Annotated in this window: 11 protein-coding genes; 6 read left to right on the top strand and 5 right to left on the bottom strand. The window is 43.3% G+C overall.

The genetic code is table 11. The annotated features are described in order from the left end of the window. Positions 1–63: 63 nt before the first annotated feature. The 4 genes from MP622_RS12435 to MP622_RS12420 form a co-directional block, all read right to left on the bottom strand. Positions 64–1,683 (bottom strand): AarF/UbiB family protein, encoded by a 1,620-nt coding sequence (locus tag MP622_RS12435; protein WP_044740587.1) that lies wholly within the window; start codon positions 1,681–1,683, stop codon positions 64–66. An 18-nt stretch (positions 1,684–1,701) separates the two neighbouring features. Next, the gene (locus tag MP622_RS12430) at positions 1,702–2,370 is read right to left on the bottom strand and encodes a hypothetical protein (RefSeq protein WP_243791206.1); all 669 of its coding nucleotides are present in this window, start codon (positions 2,368–2,370) and stop codon (positions 1,702–1,704) included. A gap of 22 nt (positions 2,371–2,392) precedes the next feature. Next, the gene (gene ubiE / locus MP622_RS12425) at positions 2,393–3,337 is read right to left on the bottom strand and encodes a bifunctional demethylmenaquinone methyltransferase/2-methoxy-6-polyprenyl-1,4-benzoquinol methylase UbiE (protein WP_016168380.1); all 945 of its coding nucleotides are present in this window, start codon (positions 3,335–3,337) and stop codon (positions 2,393–2,395) included. Between the two features lie 167 nt (positions 3,338–3,504). Further along, entirely contained in the window at positions 3,505–4,209 is a 705-nt protein-coding gene (locus MP622_RS12420; protein ID WP_016168379.1) for a hypothetical protein, read from the bottom strand. A gap of 213 nt (positions 4,210–4,422) precedes the next feature. Here MP622_RS12420 and MP622_RS12415 point away from each other — a divergent pair, with 213 nt between their 5' ends. Continuing rightward, the gene (locus MP622_RS12415; protein WP_243791205.1) at positions 4,423–5,841 is read left to right on the top strand and encodes a phosphate--AMP phosphotransferase; all 1,419 of its coding nucleotides are present in this window, start codon (positions 4,423–4,425) and stop codon (positions 5,839–5,841) included. A gap of 39 nt (positions 5,842–5,880) precedes the next feature. On the opposite strand, the gene MP622_RS12410 is transcribed toward MP622_RS12415, so the two are convergent. Continuing rightward, the gene (locus tag MP622_RS12410) at positions 5,881–6,387 is read right to left on the bottom strand and encodes a hypothetical protein (RefSeq protein WP_243791203.1); all 507 of its coding nucleotides are present in this window, start codon (positions 6,385–6,387) and stop codon (positions 5,881–5,883) included. 177 nt (positions 6,388–6,564) lie between these two features. Here MP622_RS12410 and MP622_RS12405 point away from each other — a divergent pair, with 177 nt between their 5' ends. The 5 genes from MP622_RS12405 to pnp all read left to right on the top strand — a co-directional run bounded on the left by MP622_RS12405 (position 6,565) and on the right by pnp (position 19,461). After that, positions 6,565–10,242 (top strand): exodeoxyribonuclease V subunit gamma, encoded by a 3,678-nt coding sequence (locus tag MP622_RS12405; RefSeq protein ID WP_243791201.1) that lies wholly within the window; start codon positions 6,565–6,567, stop codon positions 10,240–10,242. A 5-nt stretch (positions 10,243–10,247) separates the two neighbouring features. Continuing rightward, positions 10,248–13,979 (top strand): UvrD-helicase domain-containing protein, encoded by a 3,732-nt coding sequence (locus tag MP622_RS12400; RefSeq protein ID WP_243791200.1) that lies wholly within the window; start codon positions 10,248–10,250, stop codon positions 13,977–13,979. A 40-nt stretch (positions 13,980–14,019) separates the two neighbouring features. Further along, positions 14,020–15,768, top strand: a complete 1,749-nt coding sequence (gene recD, locus MP622_RS12395; RefSeq protein WP_243791198.1) for an exodeoxyribonuclease V subunit alpha — start codon at positions 14,020–14,022, stop codon at positions 15,766–15,768. A gap of 1,080 nt (positions 15,769–16,848) precedes the next feature. Next, entirely contained in the window at positions 16,849–17,118 is a 270-nt protein-coding gene (gene rpsO, locus MP622_RS12390) for a 30S ribosomal protein S15 (protein WP_004637724.1), read from the top strand. Positions 17,119–17,373: 255 nt separating this feature from the next. Further along, positions 17,374–19,461: a polyribonucleotide nucleotidyltransferase gene (pnp, locus tag MP622_RS12385; RefSeq protein ID WP_171069608.1), complete on the top strand. Its 2,088-nt coding sequence runs from the start codon at positions 17,374–17,376 to the stop codon at positions 19,459–19,461. The last annotated feature ends 43 nt before the right edge of the window (positions 19,462–19,504 follow it).

The following is a 19,504-nucleotide window of genomic DNA, read 5'->3' as shown; positions in this document are numbered from 1 at the left end:
GTTAAAAATACACAAAACTGTGGATAACTCTTGGGCTATCCACAGTATGTTTTATCGACAAAATTATTTAAACAGACGCCAAATTGACAATAGGCTGGCACAGGCAATTAAGATAATCGAGATGTACCATGGGGCAATAATGGCAATTGACAGGAAAATTGCCATTAAACTACCGAAAATCCAACTGCGTTTTTGTTGATGTTCCATCTGTAGACGCAGGCTTTGCAGTTCATTTAGCTGTTTCGCATTCCAAGCTGACTGATTTTTTAAGCCATTTAAGCTATCGACCAACAGAGTTGGAAAATCTTGTGCACCTAACAGTAAATCAGGGATTTTCTGCCCGAGTTCTTTGAGATTTTTCTGTGGGTTCATTTGGGCTTTGATCCAATCGGTGAGGATTGGTTTTGCCAAGCTCCAAATGTCTAATTCTGGATACAGGTCAGTACCTAAGCCTTCCACGTGGACCAATGTTTTCAGCAGTAACATCAATTGCGGTGGAATTTCCAAATGGAAACGACGAGCAATATCCATAACCTGAATCAGAATACCGGCAAAGTCCAATTCATGCATTGGTTTCGAGACCATAGGCCCGACCGTTCGGCGCATTTCACGCGCCAAGGCATCTTGGTCGGTACCCGGTGGAATCCAGCCTGCTTGATGCACAATTTGAATTAGTTGCATGAAGTCACTGTTCATGACCGCCAGTAACATGCGCGCAACAGTCATTTGGTCGTGTTTAGACAGCTCGCCCATAATCGCACAGTCCAGTGCAATAAAGCGTGGATTGCTTGGGTTGATGGTCTCGACAAACACGTTGCCTGGATGCATATCCGCATGGAAAAAGTTGTCGCGGAACACTTGGGTAAAGAAGATGGTCAACCCTTTCTCTGACAAATCTTTACGATCCATACCCAGACGGTCAAAAGTCGCCGTGTCAGAAATTGGCACGCCTGTAATGCGTTCGGCCACCATCACTTCTTTGCTGTCCATATAGACTTCAGGCACATACATCATGCTTGAACCCGTGAAGTAATGACGCATGCGACGGGTATTATCTGCTTCTAGAGTTAAATCCAGTTCATTCAGAATAATTTGACGATAATCCTGAATAATTTCAGATAAATGTAGTGCGCGTGCAGCTTCTAGGCGTTTTTCTAAAGTCGCACCGAGCCATTCCAGAATTTCAAAATCTTGTAGAATTTGACTACGGATATCGGGGCGGGTGACTTTGACCACCACTTCACGCCCATCATGCAGGGCAGCGGTATGGACTTGCGCAATCGAAGCAGCAGCAAGCGGTTGTTCATCAAAACGGCTGAACAAAGTGGCAACATCGGCTTTCAGCGATTGCTGAATGCGCGTTTTCGCGACATCGGTGCTGAACGGTTTCACTCGATCTTGTAATAACACCAGTTGCGCCAAGACTTCAGGTGGAATCAAGTCACGACGCGTCGAGAGTAACTGTCCCAGCTTAATCGCCAGTGGGCCCATGTCTTCAAGGGCTTGCTTGAGTTTAAGCGGATTTTTACGTTCTTTACTCGACCATGCCGCAGGGTGCATGCGAATGAAGGCGAGAGCATGACGTGCTTTCTCAGGTAATTCTTCCGCAGGAAACAACGTGTCGAGTCTATAGTGCGCAGCAATGCGCCAAAGTTCGAGTAAACGTGAAACGTGCGGAATCATAAAGTGTATTACCTAAATTTAAATAGAGTCTGGAAGTACGTCAATTTGACGTTGCAGTTGCTGGATTTTGGCTTCTGCACGATCAAGGTTTTGATTCAAAAGACGGGTGTTTTGTTGCAGGTCATCCATTTGCCAGCGTGCAGCAAACAAGCCTGAATCTTCTTTGAGTGCATCTTCGGCAAAGAATAAATGGCTGCGTAAAGAGCGCTTGAGATGCTTGGGTGCAAGTTGAATTTTACCCAGTTCATGTGCCAAAGCAGGGCCAATCCAAGGACTGAGATGCGCTGCTAAATCAGGTTCAGCCTGCTGCATAATTCTTTGAATATCTTGTAGTAAATGGTAGTCACCTTGTACAGGAATGGTGCCTACATCATCTGCCAAAAATAACTTCAGCAGTTCCACTACACTTTTAACCTGCAAGGTTGCTGTTGCTGCTGTCGTAGTTTGTTGCGGATCAAACGGGCGTTGTTCAAAAATGGACGGACGCTCCGCCTGACCTGTGACAGTCGGTTCAAGGCGAACTTTGTCTTGATCAAAGAATACATCGACCGAGAGTTGCGGAGAATCGAGTACCACACGCAACATTTTACCTTGCAGTTGATTGAGCTGAATGCGCGCGATGGCATCCAGATCAATCACATGGTGAATCAAGCGTTCAACTGCACCAAGTGCCAGAATTGACCACATAGCTTAACCTTCACCAGTCCGTTTAGAGTTTAAAACCACGGTGTACAGCCACGATACCGCCTGTCAGGTTATGGTAATCACAGTTCTGGAAGCCAGCCTGTTCCATCATACCTTTCAGGGTACGTTGGTCAGGATGCATACGGATCGATTCAGCTAAATATTTATAGCTTTCTGAGTCATTGGCAATAATTTTGCCCATGATTGGCAATGCAGTGAAAGAATACAAATCGTAGAGTTTTGAGAATGGCTCAAACACAGGTTTAGAGAATTCTAACACCAATAGGCGACCACCTGGCTTAAGTACACGGTACATGGCCGCCAGTGCAGCATCTTTATCAGTTACGTTTCGTAAACCAAAGCTGATGGTGAGCAGGTCAAAACTGTTATCGGCAAAAGGTTCAAGTGTTTCTGCATTTGCCAAAACAAAATCGACATTGGTACAGCCAGCATCAATCAGACGATCACGACCGACGTTTAACATCGATTCATTAATATCTGAAAGTACGACATGCCCAGTAGGACCAACTTCACGGCTAAAGACTTTAGCCAAGTCACCTGTACCACCTGCAATGTCTAATACGCGTTGACCACGACGTACACCCGACATGTTAATGGCAAAGCGTTTCCATAGACGATGAATACCAAAGGACATCAGGTCATTCATGATGTCGTATTTGCTCGCCACTGAATGGAATACTTCCGCAACTTTTTGTGCTTTATCTTCACTGTTAACGGTTTGGTAACCGAAGTGTGTAGTCGCACCAACATTGCCTGTATTGGCACCGCGAGGCAGGTTGTATTTTGGTACTGTGCCGTTCACAGGCGTATCGGTTAATTGTTGTTGTAATGACTGTTGTTGCCCTTGAGGAATACCCTCAGGAAGTGGGCTGTTTAGGAATGGGCTGACTTTGTCTGTTTGTTGAGCCGACTCAGGGGTAGGGGTAGGCGTTTGATTTTCATTAGACATTCAAGTCACTCCTAACATAAAAATAGGGTTAATGTTGCAGTGCAAGCATGATGACAGATTCTCAGCCGATGTACAGTAACCATCATGCAATTGTTATGAATAATATACAGAAAAAAATACGCGTGCTGTATCTACGCGCAAGATTTTATCTTGCTGTAGATGACCTTTTATTGGAAAGGATGCAGATCGCCGGCATGGACTTTGGCAATGATTTGACGTTCGATGGCAGTAAAGTCTTTGACAAACTGTTCAGCCGATTTTAAAGGTTTCATTGCTAAAAAACCATCCTGCATAAATTCATACATCACGTCAAAATGGTGTTTGTAAGCGACGCCTTTACACATTTTAAATGCCGTATAGACCATAAATGAACGCATATATTTGTCGAGACTGGCACCCAACTGATCAAGCAGTTCCAGTTGATGTAAACGTGATTGGCCTTGATCCAGTTTTAAATAACTCAGGCGCATCATTTCGTCTGTGAGGGGGGTATTCGGAGCATAGTCTTCGAGTAATTGCAGTGCAACGCGTTCATCTAACTGTACAGCGAGAATCGCTAACTCAACGCCTGCGGTGCCAGTTTTAATGGCATTTTCAGGAATGAGTTTCTCAGCTTTATGCACATATTTCATCAGGCGCGCAATTTGTTTGGCCAAAGCATCAAAATCGGGACCACCGTATAAACGGTTCAAAAAGTATTGTGCCATCAATTGATTATTTTTCACGGAAAAGTGCTGGTGATGCGTGCGCTGCATCCGCTGTTTTTGCCACATTTGTACATCTTGCAGACGTTGAAATAGCTCAGCATTATGATGGTATTGCAATTGATAATACTGTTCTAGTAGGTCATCTAGGACTGCAAGTTTAGACATGAGCGATCTCGATTTGAAACTTGTGCAAATCTTAGAACTTGTTGCAAGTTCCCGCTATGACAAAATGATCGAATTCGGCATAAAAAGCTGTCAATTTGTCATGAAATTATACAAAGATCTGCGAAAATGAGCTTTCAGCTTGTTTTATACTGAAGTAAAACAACGGCTTTAAAAAGATTAACTTTATTTTATTTAACTGATGGCGAGACAAAAATGGCGAAACAACAACTAGAACCAGCCTTGGTCGATGAAAGTCAATTGTCACTCGATTTAATTGATGCGCAATACGCCTTAAAAGACACCCAAGGTCAACCGAATGCCAAAAGTGTTTTGGTCTTGGTCAGTGGTATTGAATTGGCAGGTAAAGGTGAGTCGGTTAAACAGTTGCGTGAGTGGATGGATCCACGTTATTTGCGCGTCAAGGCTGATGCCCCTGTGATGTTTAATAATGTCCAAACCTTTTGGCAACCTTATGCGCGTTTTATTCCCGCAGAAGGGCAAATTGTGGTGATGTTTGGGAACTGGTATGGAGATCTGCTCAGTACTGCTCTACATGTTTCTCAGCCTTTAGATGAAACCTTATATGATGAATATTTGGACAATATGCGGGCTTATGAACAAGACCTGAAAAATAACCATGTCGATGTCATTAAAATCTGGTTTGATTTGTCGTGGAAATCGCTGCAAAAGCGGCTGGATGAGATGGATGCCAGTGAAATGCATTGGCATAAATTGCATGGTCTAAATTGGCGCAATAAAAAGCAATATGAACGATTGCAGAAATTGCGTCAGCGTTTTACCGAAGACTGGATCATTATTGATTGTGAAGATGAACAATTGCGTGATCAGCAGTTTGCACAACATGTATTAAGAGCCTTGCAGCATTGTCCTGAGCATGTGAAATCGGCACAGCATAAATGGAAACAAGCTGATATTCCCGCCGTATTGCAGCAGCCACCTGCGGAAAAAATTGATAAGAATGAATATAAGCTGGAACTGGATAAGCTCACCCGTAGAGTAGCAGATGCGTTACGTTTTGGAGAGCGCAATGTGATTATTGCCTTAGAAGGGATGGATGCAGCAGGTAAAGGTGGCGCGATTAAACGGATTGTAAAAAGTTTAGACCCACGTGAATATGAAATTTATAGCATTGCTGCGCCTGAAAAATATGAATTGCGGCATCCATATTTGTGGCGTTTCTGGAACAAAATACAACCCAATGAACGAATTAGCATTTTTGATCGGACGTGGTATGGGCGAGTTTTGGTAGAGCGGGTTGAAGGTTTTGCCAGTGATGTAGAGTGGCAACGGGCTTATGAAGAAATCAATCGCTTTGAAAAAGATTTGACGGATAGTCATACCGTAGTGGTAAAAATCTGGCTATCGATTAGTAAAGACGAGCAATATGCACGCTTTAAGGAACGTGAAGAAACGCCACACAAGCGCTTTAAAATCACGCCTGATGATTGGCGTAATCGTGAAAAATGGGATGAGTATTTACATGCTGCTGCAGATATGTTTGAACGAACCCATACCGACTATGCACCGTGGTACATCATTGCCAATGATGATAAATACGGCGCACGATTGGAAATTTTACGCAGTATTTTGAAGCAACTCAAAGCAGATTAGCCTGTGTTGAGTTGCTAGGTCGTTCAGGGGTATTAAGTTTTAAGCAGTGGCTTGCAGGTTTTGTTTTTGCTGGATGGATTTGGCGAGTTTGTAGCAATCCTCCACATGAGCCTCGGCCACTTTTTTCATGATGAAATAGCCAAGGCTTGCCGCCACCAATTGACCGCCTAAGGGAATGTATTTACTGACTTGTTTGGTAATCATTTTGGAGGCGAAATTGTGTATTGAGTTTTTCACAGCAGTTCGTGCCACGACTAAACCTGAAAACTCAAAGCCACGTTTACGCAATTCTTGCCAGTGAATCTGTTTGGTTTCCAAGTCAAACACGCTGATTTGCTCGGGTGCAAGCCCAAAGCGGGCATTAATTTCAGGAATCAGTTGTGACAAAATGCCGACATCAACCACCACATCCAAAAAAGGCACAGGGATGACGGCTACACCCGCAGAAACATAGGCACGCTTTTGAACCAATTCGAGACATTCTGCGCGGATTTGTTCTAGATTTAATGAGGCATCAATTGAATCGGGAATATTGTCTATTTTCATTGTCTAGTTTAAACCTTGTATCCATTTTTATATTGAAGCATCTTTAAGCATCGATTTTCAAAGTCATTTTTAAATCGATATTGTGCTATACCGTGACATAGACAGTACACCAAGTATAGTCAATAATCTTTATGCTTTTGTAGATTGTTTTCATTTATCGTTGGAGAAAAACCATTCATGGCCATTCATGTGATTCAGAGTCAACGGATTGATGTTTTGCTACAGGCCATGTTGAAAACGGTGAAATCACAAAGTCGCAATGCTTTGCAGGTGTTAAAACCCCAACATTTTATTGTGCCATCACCTGCGGTTGAAGCGTGGCTGACGCAGCAACTGGCAGAACAAAAAGGCATTAGTGCCAATACCCAGTTTCATCATCGCATTCGTGGTTTTCAATGGTCTGCCTATCAATGGGTATTGGATCAAGACAAAGAGCAGGTGCGTAAAGCCAATATTCCACGCATTATTATTAAATGGCGGGTCTATCAAGCCTTATTGGCTTATATTCAGCCAGAACAATCTACCTTGGATACAGCACATCCGTTAACGCCGATTGTGCAACGCATTTATGCCAGTGCTGATCAACTTGAACAGGGCATCGAAAAACAACAGAAAAAGCAGCGCATGCTGTATTGGGTGGCAGAACAGGTTTCTAAATTATTCAGCCATTACATGGAATATCGTGGACATTGTCAGAAAAACTGCCCCACCTACCAATGCACTTGTCCAACCAATTGGTTGCAACGTTGGGGAAGTAATCAGGCATTACCAATTGAGCAGATGTTCTTCCAGACCAATACTGAAATTTCGGCTTTTACCCTGAATCAGGCACATGAATTGGAAGCATGGCAGCGTTGGTTGTGGCAGGTGGTGTTTCATCAGGATTTTATGGAAATGCAGCAGATTGATGCGGCATTTTGGGAGATGCTGGGCAGTGCAGAAGCACCCAATGCGGCAGCATTAAAAAAACTGCCACAGCCTTTGGTGGTGTTTACCTTGCTGGATTTACCACCAAGTCAGTTACAGTTTTTACAGCGCTTAGGGCAATATGTTGATATTTATTTGCTGCACTATAACCCGTCTCAGGAGTATTGGGCAGACAGTGTCGATCCGAACTGGAAAGCACGCTATGACTTGCGAGTGAAAGAGCGTTTTATTGCCAAAAATCCGCAAGCCACAGATGAGCAAATTGAACAATTCTTTCAGGATTTCACTCTACATTTTAATGCCGAAATTCGTGAATCACGTCATCCCTTATTAACCCGTTTTGGCAAGCAAGCACGAGATCACTTTTCATTATTATCTGGGCTTTCTTCAGGGGAAGATGGGGTTTGGGCAGATGTGTTTGTGGATGAATATCAGCCGACCTTATTGGGTAAAGTCCAGTCGGATATTCTGTATTTGGTGGAGCCTGAACAACATCAATTTGCGCTGAATGCACAAGATGATTCCATTCAAATACATGTCTGCCACTCCAGTTTGCGTCAACTGGAAGTACTGAAAGAGCAATTGATTGCATGGTTGGCGCAAGGCAGCAAAGAGCAGCCGCGCCGTCCGAGTGATATTTTGGTGCTCAGTCCCAATTTAAAAGACATTGAGCCACATATTCGTAGCGTTTTCGCCCCGCCTGTTCGTGAACGGGAAGATGAGCGCACCATCTCGGGACGAATTAGCCAAGACAGTATTTATCTGCCCGTGAAAATTGCAGGCGTGACGCAACTGGATGCTGCCAATGCGTGGCGTGCGGTGTTGGGCCGGATCCAACTGGCACAAGGGCGTTTTCGTCTTGATGATTTTGCCGACTGGCTGAGTTTGGCGGCCACGCAACAATGTTATGGCTTAGACATGAATATGGTCGAACGCATGCTGGAACTGCTTGAACAAGCAGGCTTTAAGCGCGGCTTAGATGCGCAACATTTGGCATTGAGTCTATCTGAAGGTGATCAAGACTATCGCTTTAGCTTTAAATTTGCCTTAGACCGTTTAGCAATGGGTATCGCCATTCCTGAACATACCTTGTTTGATCAGATACTCAGTTTCGCTGAAGTCATGCCGAGTGATTTTGAACTGATTGCTAAACTCATTCAGATTTATCAAGATTTGGATGCACGCCGAGACTGGCTACTGGCACATGAACAGCAGCCTAAACAAGTCGAGCAATGGCTGAAAATCTTGATGCAGGAAGTGGCAGAATTTGAGCAAGCAGGCGTAGAGGTCTTGGCTACAGTTGCACAAATTATTAAAAAGCAAGAACGGATGCTGACGCTATCTAACTTCTATGAAGGGCAGGATCAATATGGCTTGGATCAGTTAAGTTTGCCTTTGGCATATTTACTAGATGAAATTCAAACCACCTTGGATGCACAGCTGGATCAGGCGGAACCGACAGGACAGATTACTTTTAGCCAGTTGGGGCAGATTCGTCCGATTCCGTATCGCCTGATTGTGATATTAAATTTGGACAGTGGCAAGTTCCCAAGTCGTAATCAGCATTTGCCTTTTGATTTGATGGATATCCTGAAACCGCAATTGGGTGATCGCTCTCGTTTAGAAGACGACCAAGGGGCGTTCTTGGATGCATTACTGTTGGCACAGCAGAATCTATGGCTATTTTATAATGGTTTTGATGTCAATGATGGTGAAGTGCGTGAGCCATCTACCGCTTTGCAAGAATTGATTCAGCATTTGGCTTTTATTACTCAGAAATCAGAGCGTATGGAAGAAGTCAGTCAGCAGTTACATGGTTTAGATGTGCCTGCACAATTACATGGACTGTATCAGATTCATCCCTTACAGCCTTTTGATGTTTCTGGCTTTACCCAGCCAAAACCGACACGCTTTCAAGATCATTGGTATCGGGTGGCACAGCAGATTGCAGCCCCAACTGGGCAACGTCAAGCATGGCAAGATACGGTTTATATGGTTGCATCCAATGATTTTATCAGTCTTCAAAGTCGACAATGGATTCAGGATGTTTGTTTCCCCGCACGTTTATATCTAAAAACGCTTGGCGTGGAAAACTTAAAACCTGAAAATTTACCTGATGAAGTTGAACCCTTGGTTTTAGATGGCTTAGGGCGTTATGCAGTGCGGCATTTCTTACAGCAGCAAGGGCAAACGAACCAGCCTGAATTGTTACTGGATCAATTGCCTGTAGGCAAAATGCAGCAAGCCGCATGGCAAATTAGTGTAATTGAACAGCAACAATTACAAGCACGCTTGCAACGTTATGCCGCAGAGGTCACGCCTGTGACACAGCAGCTCTGGAATATGAATGCAAATATCCAGTTCCAAATCACTGTTCCCTCTCAATCGACTCAGCAATGGGTAAGCTTAGAGGCATCCAGTGCGCGTGCCAAACGACGAGTGCAACTCTGGTTGGAATATTTGTTCTGGCTAACACATGAAAATCGGGGCGATGCAGGACAGGACTTGGCGCGGTTAGTGGTGTTTAGTGATCAAACAGTGCTGTGTAGTGGGGTATCTTCCAATCAGGCACGAGAGTATTTGACGGCGTGGTTTGAACTATGGCAACACGGGCAGATGCAGCCTGTCGTTTTACCCGCCGCTTTATTATTCAAAGTGGCAGAGAAAGGTAAACAACTGGAATGGCAACCTGACGAGCAGGGTCAACCGCAGATCAAAGACTGGGACGCTCTCGTCAAGGACTGGCAGGATGATGGACGTTTTGCAGGTTTTTCTGTGTTGGACAATGAAGCCAGTCAGCAGCATCGCGATTGGCAGTTTATCCTGCAACAACAAGATAGTACGGCTTTATTGGCTCAAGCCTGCCAACAGTATGCCTATGTGTTGTATGCACCGATTTTTCAATATCAACAGTTGATTCAGGAATAATGCAGATGACGAATTTAACTCCCCCTGCTGCAATTTCTTATCAGCCGATTGTCGATATGCAGTTTAAAGGGCTGCATTGGATTGAAGCATCCGCAGGCACAGGCAAAACTTACACGTTGTCGAGCTTAATGGTACGGATCTTTTTGAGTAATTATCTACCGAATCAGGTCATTGCGACCACCTTTACTCGCGCCGCAGCGGCGGAGCTGAAAGGGCGGATTCGTAGTCGTTTGGTCGATACTTTACGTTATTTTGAGACTTGCCAAATCTTAACCCAATCTGAGCTACAACAGAAGATTTCATTAGAATCAGACCCCTTATATCAAAAGGTGTTGCAAGATTTTGCACCACGTGTGGATTATGCTTGTGAACGGCTCAAATTGGTGATTGATCAACTGGATGAGCTTTTTGTCGGGACGCTGGATAGCTTTAGTCAAAAGTTGTTGCGTGAATTTGCCTTTGAAAGTGGCAAAATTGAACGCGCAGAAATTACCGATGATGCCAAACAATATACTCAGCAATTGATTCATGATGTACTGCGCGAATGGATTCAGCAGCAACCACAAAATATTTTGGACTATCTGCTACTGAATAAAAAATTAAAGTCGCAGCAGGCTTATGTGGCAGTAGTAGAAAACAGTTTGAATTTTGCTTCTGCGCATTTTCAGGCGGTGGCTGCTCCCGAAGTGGATGTAGAGGGCTTTAGCCAGCAAGTTGAACTTTTATTAGGGCTGGATTGGAGCCGTATCACTGAATTGGCAGATTATTATGCTGCCGATGGTGCACATTTTAAATTGCTGGCCAAGAAATGGCGCGACGACAACAAATTACAGCAACTCTTGACGGTTAAGTTGCCTGAACTGTTGGAGGTGTTAAAGCAGCAAGGCCCTTATGCCTTATTTGCACCTTTATACGCGGAAACGCTGAAACATCTGAGTGATGCTACTCACAAAGTTTTGAATAAATGCCCAGATGAAGTCTTGCAGGGATTTCAACAGCATGTGCTGATTGGTGAGTTGACGGCATTTATGCAAAGTCTGGACAAGCTCAGCTTTGATTTAGAAACACTGGATAGCTATTTGCAGTTTTATTTGGCTTCGGAAGTGAAAAAACGTTTGCCACAAGTCTTGCAGCAAAAGAGTGAAACTACCTTTGCGCAACAAATTCGTACCTTAGCCGATGCCTTGCAAGATGCGCAAGGCGCACGTTTTGCTCGTTTTGTTCAAGCCCGTTATCCCTTAATTTTGGTGGATGAATTTCAAGACACTAATCAGGATCAGGACAATATGTTGGCCCGCATTTGGCGCGATGCAGGCCATTATGCCAGAGGCTGCATGATTATGGTGGGTGATCCGAAACAAGCGATTTATGGTTTCCGTGGCGGTGACATGCTGACCTATAACAAAGCCCGTCTCGATGTGCTCAGCAAGCAAGGGCGATTATATAGCCTCAAATATAATCATCGTTCTGTGGCTGAACTGGTCACGGTGGTCGATGCTTTATTTCAGCGACAAATCCAATTTGGAGAAGAAGTTGAATATACCGCTGTTGAGGCAGGTCCACGATCACATCCAGTTTTAGCCGATGCACAAGGCAACAACCATCAGCCTTTACGCTGGCTAATGCTGCAAGACAAGAAAGATGAATTTATCCAAGTGGCATGGAAAATCCGTGACTTGCTCAATCAAGGTATTCAGCAACAGTTGTATTTGGCAGAGGCCACAGGCAACCGTGGCATTGATGAAAATGACATTGCGATTTTATCCAAAAACCATGATGGCTTAGATAAGGTGCAATATGAATTAGAACGTTTAGGGATTCGTGTTAATCGTCCTTCCAAGCGGAGTGTATTTGATAGTCCAATTGCACAGGACGTGGCAGCCATTTTGACCGCAATCATGCATCCTTACGATGAGGCCAAGGTCAAGCGAGCATTGCTGACACGCTTATTGAATTTTCAGCTCAGCCAGTTAATGCAACTGGAGCAACGTCCTGAGGGATTAAGCCAGTTTATTGAAGATTTTGATTACATTCGGGAAATGTGGTTTAACACGGGCTTTTTAAGCGCGTGGCAATATGCTTTAAACTTATTTAAGGCATGGTCAAATCTGGTGGCAAGCCAAAGCCGTGACAACGAACGCTGTGTGGTGAACTTACGTCATTTAACTGAATTGCTGAGTCAGCATAGTGAGCACTTTCAGGGGCCGCAGGCGTTATATCATTGGTATCTCAGACAAATACAAACGCCGAGTGAGCGTGAATGGGAACTGGAACGTAAGCTGTCGAATGAAGCTGGCGTACAGTTGATGACCATTCATCAATCCAAAGGTTTAGAGTTTAAAATCGTATTCTTGTTGGGGGCAGATAAAGATTTTCGGGAAATGAACAAAACCCTGAATTTCTCCACGCAACAGTTGCCTGATCCTGTTACAGGGCAGCTCGAGACGCAGCGCGTGATTGCGGTGAATGATAAGCACCTTTTGGATGAAGTTGCCGTTCAACAGCACAATGCACGGGCAGAAGCAGAACAGCATCGGCTGTGGTATGTAGCACTAACCCGCGCCAGTCATCGGGTTTATGCCATATTGCAAGATCAGGCAGGAAAATCGACCACGGGTTTGGCATTTTGGCGTGGACATGCTGAACAAGTTTTTCAGCATCCACATAGCGCAGATGAAGTGGTATTAACTGAATGTCCTGTTGCTTTGAAGCGTATACAAGATCAGCAGCAACCAGCGTTGTATGCGGTTGAGTTTCCAACGCAACGTTTTTATCCGCGTGCAAAAACCAGTTTTAGTGCCTTGGCACAGCATTTGAGTCGTCAGCAGGCACTAGATGCACTTGCGGTACAGCGTGAACAACTGCAAAGTGCGGCGGATGAAATTAATCTAGAGGTGTTAGAACAGCCTGAAGAGCTTGCACAACCGATCAGTTGGATTCAGCGCCAATTTCCAATGGGAACATTGGCGGGTAATTTTCTACATGAAATTTTTGAACATATTGATTTTCAACAGCAACAGGACTGGAAAATCGAAGTGCGCCGTCGCTTTAAAAATGATTATCCAAGTTTGTGGCAGGCATTGTGCGACAAATATCAGCAAGATTTTCAGCAGATGGATGAAGAACAACTGTTGGCATGGATGACCGAATGGCTAGCACAGGTGCTCTCCACACCGTTACATCAACAGTTTTGTTTAAATCAGTTGAGTGCAGAATCTCATCTGGCAGAATTTCCATTCTATTTGGCCTTGTCCAATCATGTCTTGGCGATTAAACGTATCCAGGACTTATATGTCGAATATGGTATTTTCATGCCTGAACTGAATGCTGCCCATTCTGCACGCTATTTAACAGGCTCTATCGACTTGGTTTATTTTGATGGACAGCGTTACCAGATTGCTGATTATAAGAGTAACTTCTTGGGTGCGGATATCGCAGATTACACCCCATTAAAATTACAGGAAAGCATGTCACAGGCCAGTTACTGGTTGCAGGCGGGGCTGTATTTGGTGGCGTTACATCGTTATTTACAAGTGCAGTTGGAAGATTACGACATTCAAAAACATTTGGGCGGTGCAAGTTATCTGTATTTGCGTGGTATGCATGGCGATGCACAATATGGAGTCAACTATTGGTGCCCTGATGCAGAATTTATACTGCGTCTGGATGCATTATTGGGCTATTTTGCTGAAGAGCATGTTCATAAAAGTGCATCATCATCTTCAGCTGTTATGTAAAACAATAAATTAGACTGTGGATAACTTTGAGGGTAACTGTGTGGAAAACAAGCAGGAACAGCAATTGAATGCTGAATGGATCAAGTCGTGGAGTCAATATCTTCAGCAGCCTCCTTTTTGTGCAACGCCAAACCCACAAACAGATGCAGTTATACAGTCCGTATTGGAAGCAATGTTACAGGGCAACAGTTGTGTACTGTTAGAACCTAATGCAGTAGGTAATTTAGGACATTTGGCCATCAGTGAAAATGAGGTGGCAAATCGTGTTGCGCCTTTTATTTATGACCCGCAGTATTTATATCTATATCGTTATTGGAAACAGGAAAATACTTTGGCACAGCACGTGGCGAGGTTAAAACAACAAATCGTTCCCGTCGTTGATCATCAGGGCTACTCCAGTTTGCTGAGTGATCCACATCAGCAGCAAGCATTAAGCATGGTGTGCCAGCAAGCCTTGAATATTATTACAGGTGGACCAGGGACAGGTAAAACTTATACTTTGGCACGTATTATTGCAGTATTAAACCAGTCTTTACCAAATTTACGCATTGCGATGGCAGCGCCAACAGGTAAGGCCGCGCAACGTATGAAAGAAGCCCTACAAAATGCATTAAATGATGAAATATTGCAGCCTCTGGTTACCCCCGCTTTAAAACAATTAAACCCCGTCACACTGCATCGCTTGTTGGGTTTAGGGCATTCCGCACGACCACGCTATGATGCCGAACAGCCATTACCCTATGATGTGATTGTGGTGGATGAAGCCTCGATGTTGGACTTAAATCTGGCGAGTATGTTGTTTGCTGCTGTACCCAATCAGGCTCGACTGATTTTATTGGGAGATGCCAATCAATTGGCTTCGGTAGATGTAGGGGCGGTATTGGCCGATTTACAGCAAGTGAATGCTTTGCAAGAGAATCGGGTACATTTGAAGACCAGTCGACGCTTTGATGGAGAAGCTTTAATTGGACAAATGGCTGCATTTATTCAGCAGCCACCAACAAGCATTTCACCTCAAGCATTACTAGAACAATTTCACCAACAGGTGGTTGCACCGACTGAAATTAAAGCTGTACCACTTTTAGCCAAGATGCCGAATGTATTGCAACTGGAATACTTTGCTCAAGCACATCCAACATCAGAGCAATATTATGATCAATTGATGCTGGGCTATCAGCATTATATTGAGATATTAAAAACACATTTGAGTTCGGAAGAGCCAGAGACTTCTATTCAGCATGTTATCCAGATTTTTGATGATTACCGTATTCTCACAGCCATTCGACATGGTGCGTTTGGTCTGAAACAGCTTAATCAACAAATTGAGCAACGTTTCTTGAGCAAACTCAGTCGCTATACCACAAAACAAGGTGACTGGTATGTCGGGCGTCCTGTAATGATGACTTACAATGACTATCAATTAGGGTTGTCTAATGGAGATATTGGCATTTGCTTTAAAAGGCAACGCCAAGGACAGTCTCAGCTTGAAGTGTATTTCCCAAGTTTAGAAAAATGGGTTCTGGCAACCCGTTTGCCTAAAAATATAGAAACGGCATTTGCACTGACCATTCATAAATCACAAGGTTCAGAGTTCACGCATACGGCTGTAGTTTTGGATGCGCAAGCACAAAACTTACTGAGTCAGGAATTGCTTTATACCGCAATTACCCGTGCTAAAACGGTGGTGAGTGTATTGGCAGATCCTCAGGCATTGGCACAAGCTTTGTCTAAAAAGACGACTCGGATGAGTGGGGTTTTAGAAAAAATAAAAGGTATCTTGGATTATTAATTTGTACTACATAATAAGCAGCTTTGTACGAAAAAGCTTACATTGATTCAAGATATTTGCGCATAGAGCTTTCTCATGGTTTCTGAGAAGATGAGTTCACATAAAGAGCACAACACGGAACGTTGAGCCATAATCGCAAAAGGATAATAACAAAGTCGGAATATGACAGCGAACTTACAGTGAAGTAGGTGAAAGAGGAAACTTACAGCCGCTAAGCCTTGTAGTTTTGGGAGAGACTACAGGGCTTTTTTATTGCCTAGAGTTTTGTCCTCAACCCCACATTTTTCTCTAGTACTTCATTGTTAATGATGTACACCAGTGTGCGTAAAAACGTACAGCAGGTTGGGAAAAATACCTCTAGTCTTTAAATTTTGTTGTGGCAAAATATTACACATAAGGACATGAAGTGGAAACAAGGACTGTTTGTCACAATAAGCGCATTATGCGCAATAACTAAAACAATTATAACAATAAATATAAGAACTACAGCGCAATGAAAAAAGCCTAAGCTCTGCTTGGGCTTTTTTCTTTCGAGTTGACTATTTTTTATGATTTGCAAAAAGTATCAAAATAATGAGTGTTAAAAATATGATGAAACTTCTATTAAACTGTATTTAACGAGAAGCAATGCGCATTATTTTGTGTATCTAAGCGTCATACGATACTTATTCTCTGTGGTACGGCTAAGAGTTCATTGGCATTTTATGATTTGCATAGATTTTAGCTGATGAAATGAATATTGAGCTGTGTATTTTGGCTTAAAAAATATCTTGCTGAGATTACACATTTTCCTTTGCTGATAAATGGCTATTTAATAGTCGAATTTCATTAAAAATGTGATTTAATATTCATTTTTTAACCTTTAATCTGTTAGATAATGATTTTTCATAATCAGAGAGAAGATTTAAAGACTGACATTTGGTTCTTTTTTGTTTAGTAAATTTTAATAGTGCGCATATTTTGCAATCATGACCATTTTCCCTTAAAATATCCGACTTGCTGTAGTGATGCACGGCAGTCAGTTGAGCAATCAATTGATTCGTATCAAATGTAACTTATTAAGCATCTCGGAGAAATCGAATGGCTTTAACAAACGCAGATCGCGCAGAAATCATCGCTAAATTTGCTCGTGCTGAAAACGACACTGGTTCACCAGAAGTTCAAGTAGCACTTTTAACTGCTCAAATCAATGACTTACAAGGTCACTTCAAAGAGCATAAACACGACCATCATAGCCGTCGCGGTCTTATCCGTATGGTTAACCAACGTCGTAAGTTACTTGACTACCTAAATGGTAAAGATCATGGCCGTTATGTTGCTTTGATCGGTGCTTTAGGTTTACGTCGTTAATTCGATTGAAACTTTTATTTTCGGATTATTGCATGTCAAATGCTGTATTACTGAAAACTAAAGTATATCTAGCTATGTCTAGATAATGGGGAAGGGGCGAATGTTTCGCTCCTTCTTTGTGTTTGAAAATAGTGTGTCTAGTGAGGTCGGCTTCTAAGCTTTGTCATTTGCGCAAGCTTTTGGTTGCGAATGCCAAACCTTAGGGGTCTCCACTAGAATAGCTGTTCACAAGAACTAGGAAAAAAATACATGTCTATGTTTAATATTATTCGTAAAGAATTCCAATACGGTCAGTACAATGTAGTACTTGAAACAGGTCGTGTTGCACGTCAAGCAAACACGGTTGTGATCACGATGGGTGGCGTAACTGTACTGGTTGCAGTTGTGGCTCAACCAACGGCTAAAGCGGGTCAAGACTTTTTCCCTTTAACTGTTAACTACCAAGAAAAACAATATGCTGCGGGTCGTATTCCAGGTGGTTATGGCAAGCGTGAAGGTCGAGCTTCTGAAGCTGAAACTTTAATTTCACGCTTAATTGACCGTCCAATTCGTCCATTGTTCCCAGAAGGTTACTACAACGAAATCCAAGTGACGGCAACAGTTGTGTCTTCTGACAAATCAATGGAAGCTGACATCGCTGCAATGCTAGGTACTTCTGCCGCGCTTGCAATTGCAGGTACACCGTTCCGTGGTCCAATTGGTGCTGCGCGTGTTGGTTTAATCAACGGTGAATATGTTCTTAACCCGAACTTTGAACAAATGGCGCAATCTGACCTTGACCTTGTGGTTGCTGGTACAGAATCTGCAGTGCTGATGGTTGAATCAGAAGCGAAAGAACTTTCTGAAGATCAAATGTTAGGTGCAGTGCTTTTCGGTCATGACGAAATGCAAATTGCTGTACAAGCAATTAAAGAATTTGCTGCTGCTGCGGGTGCAACAGAGTCTACTTGGACTGCACCAGCGAAAAATGAAGACCTTCGTACTAAATTGAAAGAAGCATTTGAAGCGAAAATTTCTGAAGCGTATACCATTGCGGTTAAGCAAGACCGTTATGCAGCATTAGACGCGATTCAAGCAGAAGCAGTAGCACAGTTCGTTCCTGAAAATGACGAAGCTGGTATTGCTGATGACTTGAACGAATTGTTCGAAGATTTGAAATATCGTACTGTACGTGACAACATCCTTTCTGGTAAGCCACGTATCGATGGTCGTGACACGAAAACTGTTCGTGCATTAGACGTACAAGTGGGTGTGTTAGATCGTGCGCATGGTTCTGCATTATTCACACGTGGTGAAACTCAAGCATTAGTGACAACGACACTGGGTAACACTCGTGATGCGTTAATGGTTGATACTTTAGCGGGTACTAAAACTGACAACTTCATGTTGCACTATAACTTCCCTGCATACTCTGTAGGTGAAACTGGTCGTGAATCTGGTCCTAAACGTCGTGAGATTGGTCATGGTCGTTTAGCACGTCGTGGTGTGCAAGCTGTTCTTCCAGCGGCTGATCGCTTCCCGTATGTGATTCGTATCGTATCTGACATTACTGAATCGAACGGTTCTTCTTCAATGGCTTCTGTTTGTGGTGCTTCATTATCACTTATGGATGCAGGTGTTCCATTGAAAGCACCAGTTGCAGGTATCGCAATGGGTCTTGTGAAAGAAGGTGAGCGTTTCGCAGTTCTTTCTGACATCTTGGGTGACGAAGACCACCTTGGCGACATGGACTTTAAAGTAGCAGGTTCTGCCAACGGTATTACTGCACTTCAAATGGACATCAAGATCGAAGGGATTACTGAAGAGATTATGGAAGTTGCGTTAAACCAAGCATATGCAGGTCGTATGCATATCTTGAACGCGATGAACCAAGTGATTTCACGTGCACGCCCTGAAATTTCAATGCATGCACCAACATTCCAAGTCATCAACATCAACCCAGACAAGATTCGTGATGTCATTGGTAAAGGTGGTGCAACCATCCGTGCGATTACTGAAGAAACTAAAGCAGCAATTGATATCGAAGATAACGGTACAGTTCGTGTATTTGGTGAAACTAAAGCGGCTGCACAAGCTGCAATTGCGAAAATCCAAGCACTGACTGCTGAAGTTGAACCAGGTACGATTTACACAGGTAAAGTCATTCGTATTGTTGAATTCGGTGCATTCGTAAATATCCTTCCAGGTACTGACGGTTTGCTTCACATTTCACAAATTTCAAATGAGCGTATTGCCAACGTTGCAGACGTATTATCTGAAGGTCAAGAAGTGAAAGTACAAGTTGCAGATGTCGACAACCGTGGTCGTATCAAGTTAACAATGAAAGATGTTGAACAAGCTTAATGCTTTAATCATCTTTTAATAAAAAGCCTGCTCTGCTGAGTGG

It is taken from the genome of Acinetobacter sp. PK01 (assembly GCF_022819285.1).
Classification (GTDB): Bacteria; Pseudomonadota; Gammaproteobacteria; order Pseudomonadales; family Moraxellaceae; genus Acinetobacter; species Acinetobacter tandoii.
This window is presented reverse-complemented; position numbering and strand designations above follow the sequence as displayed.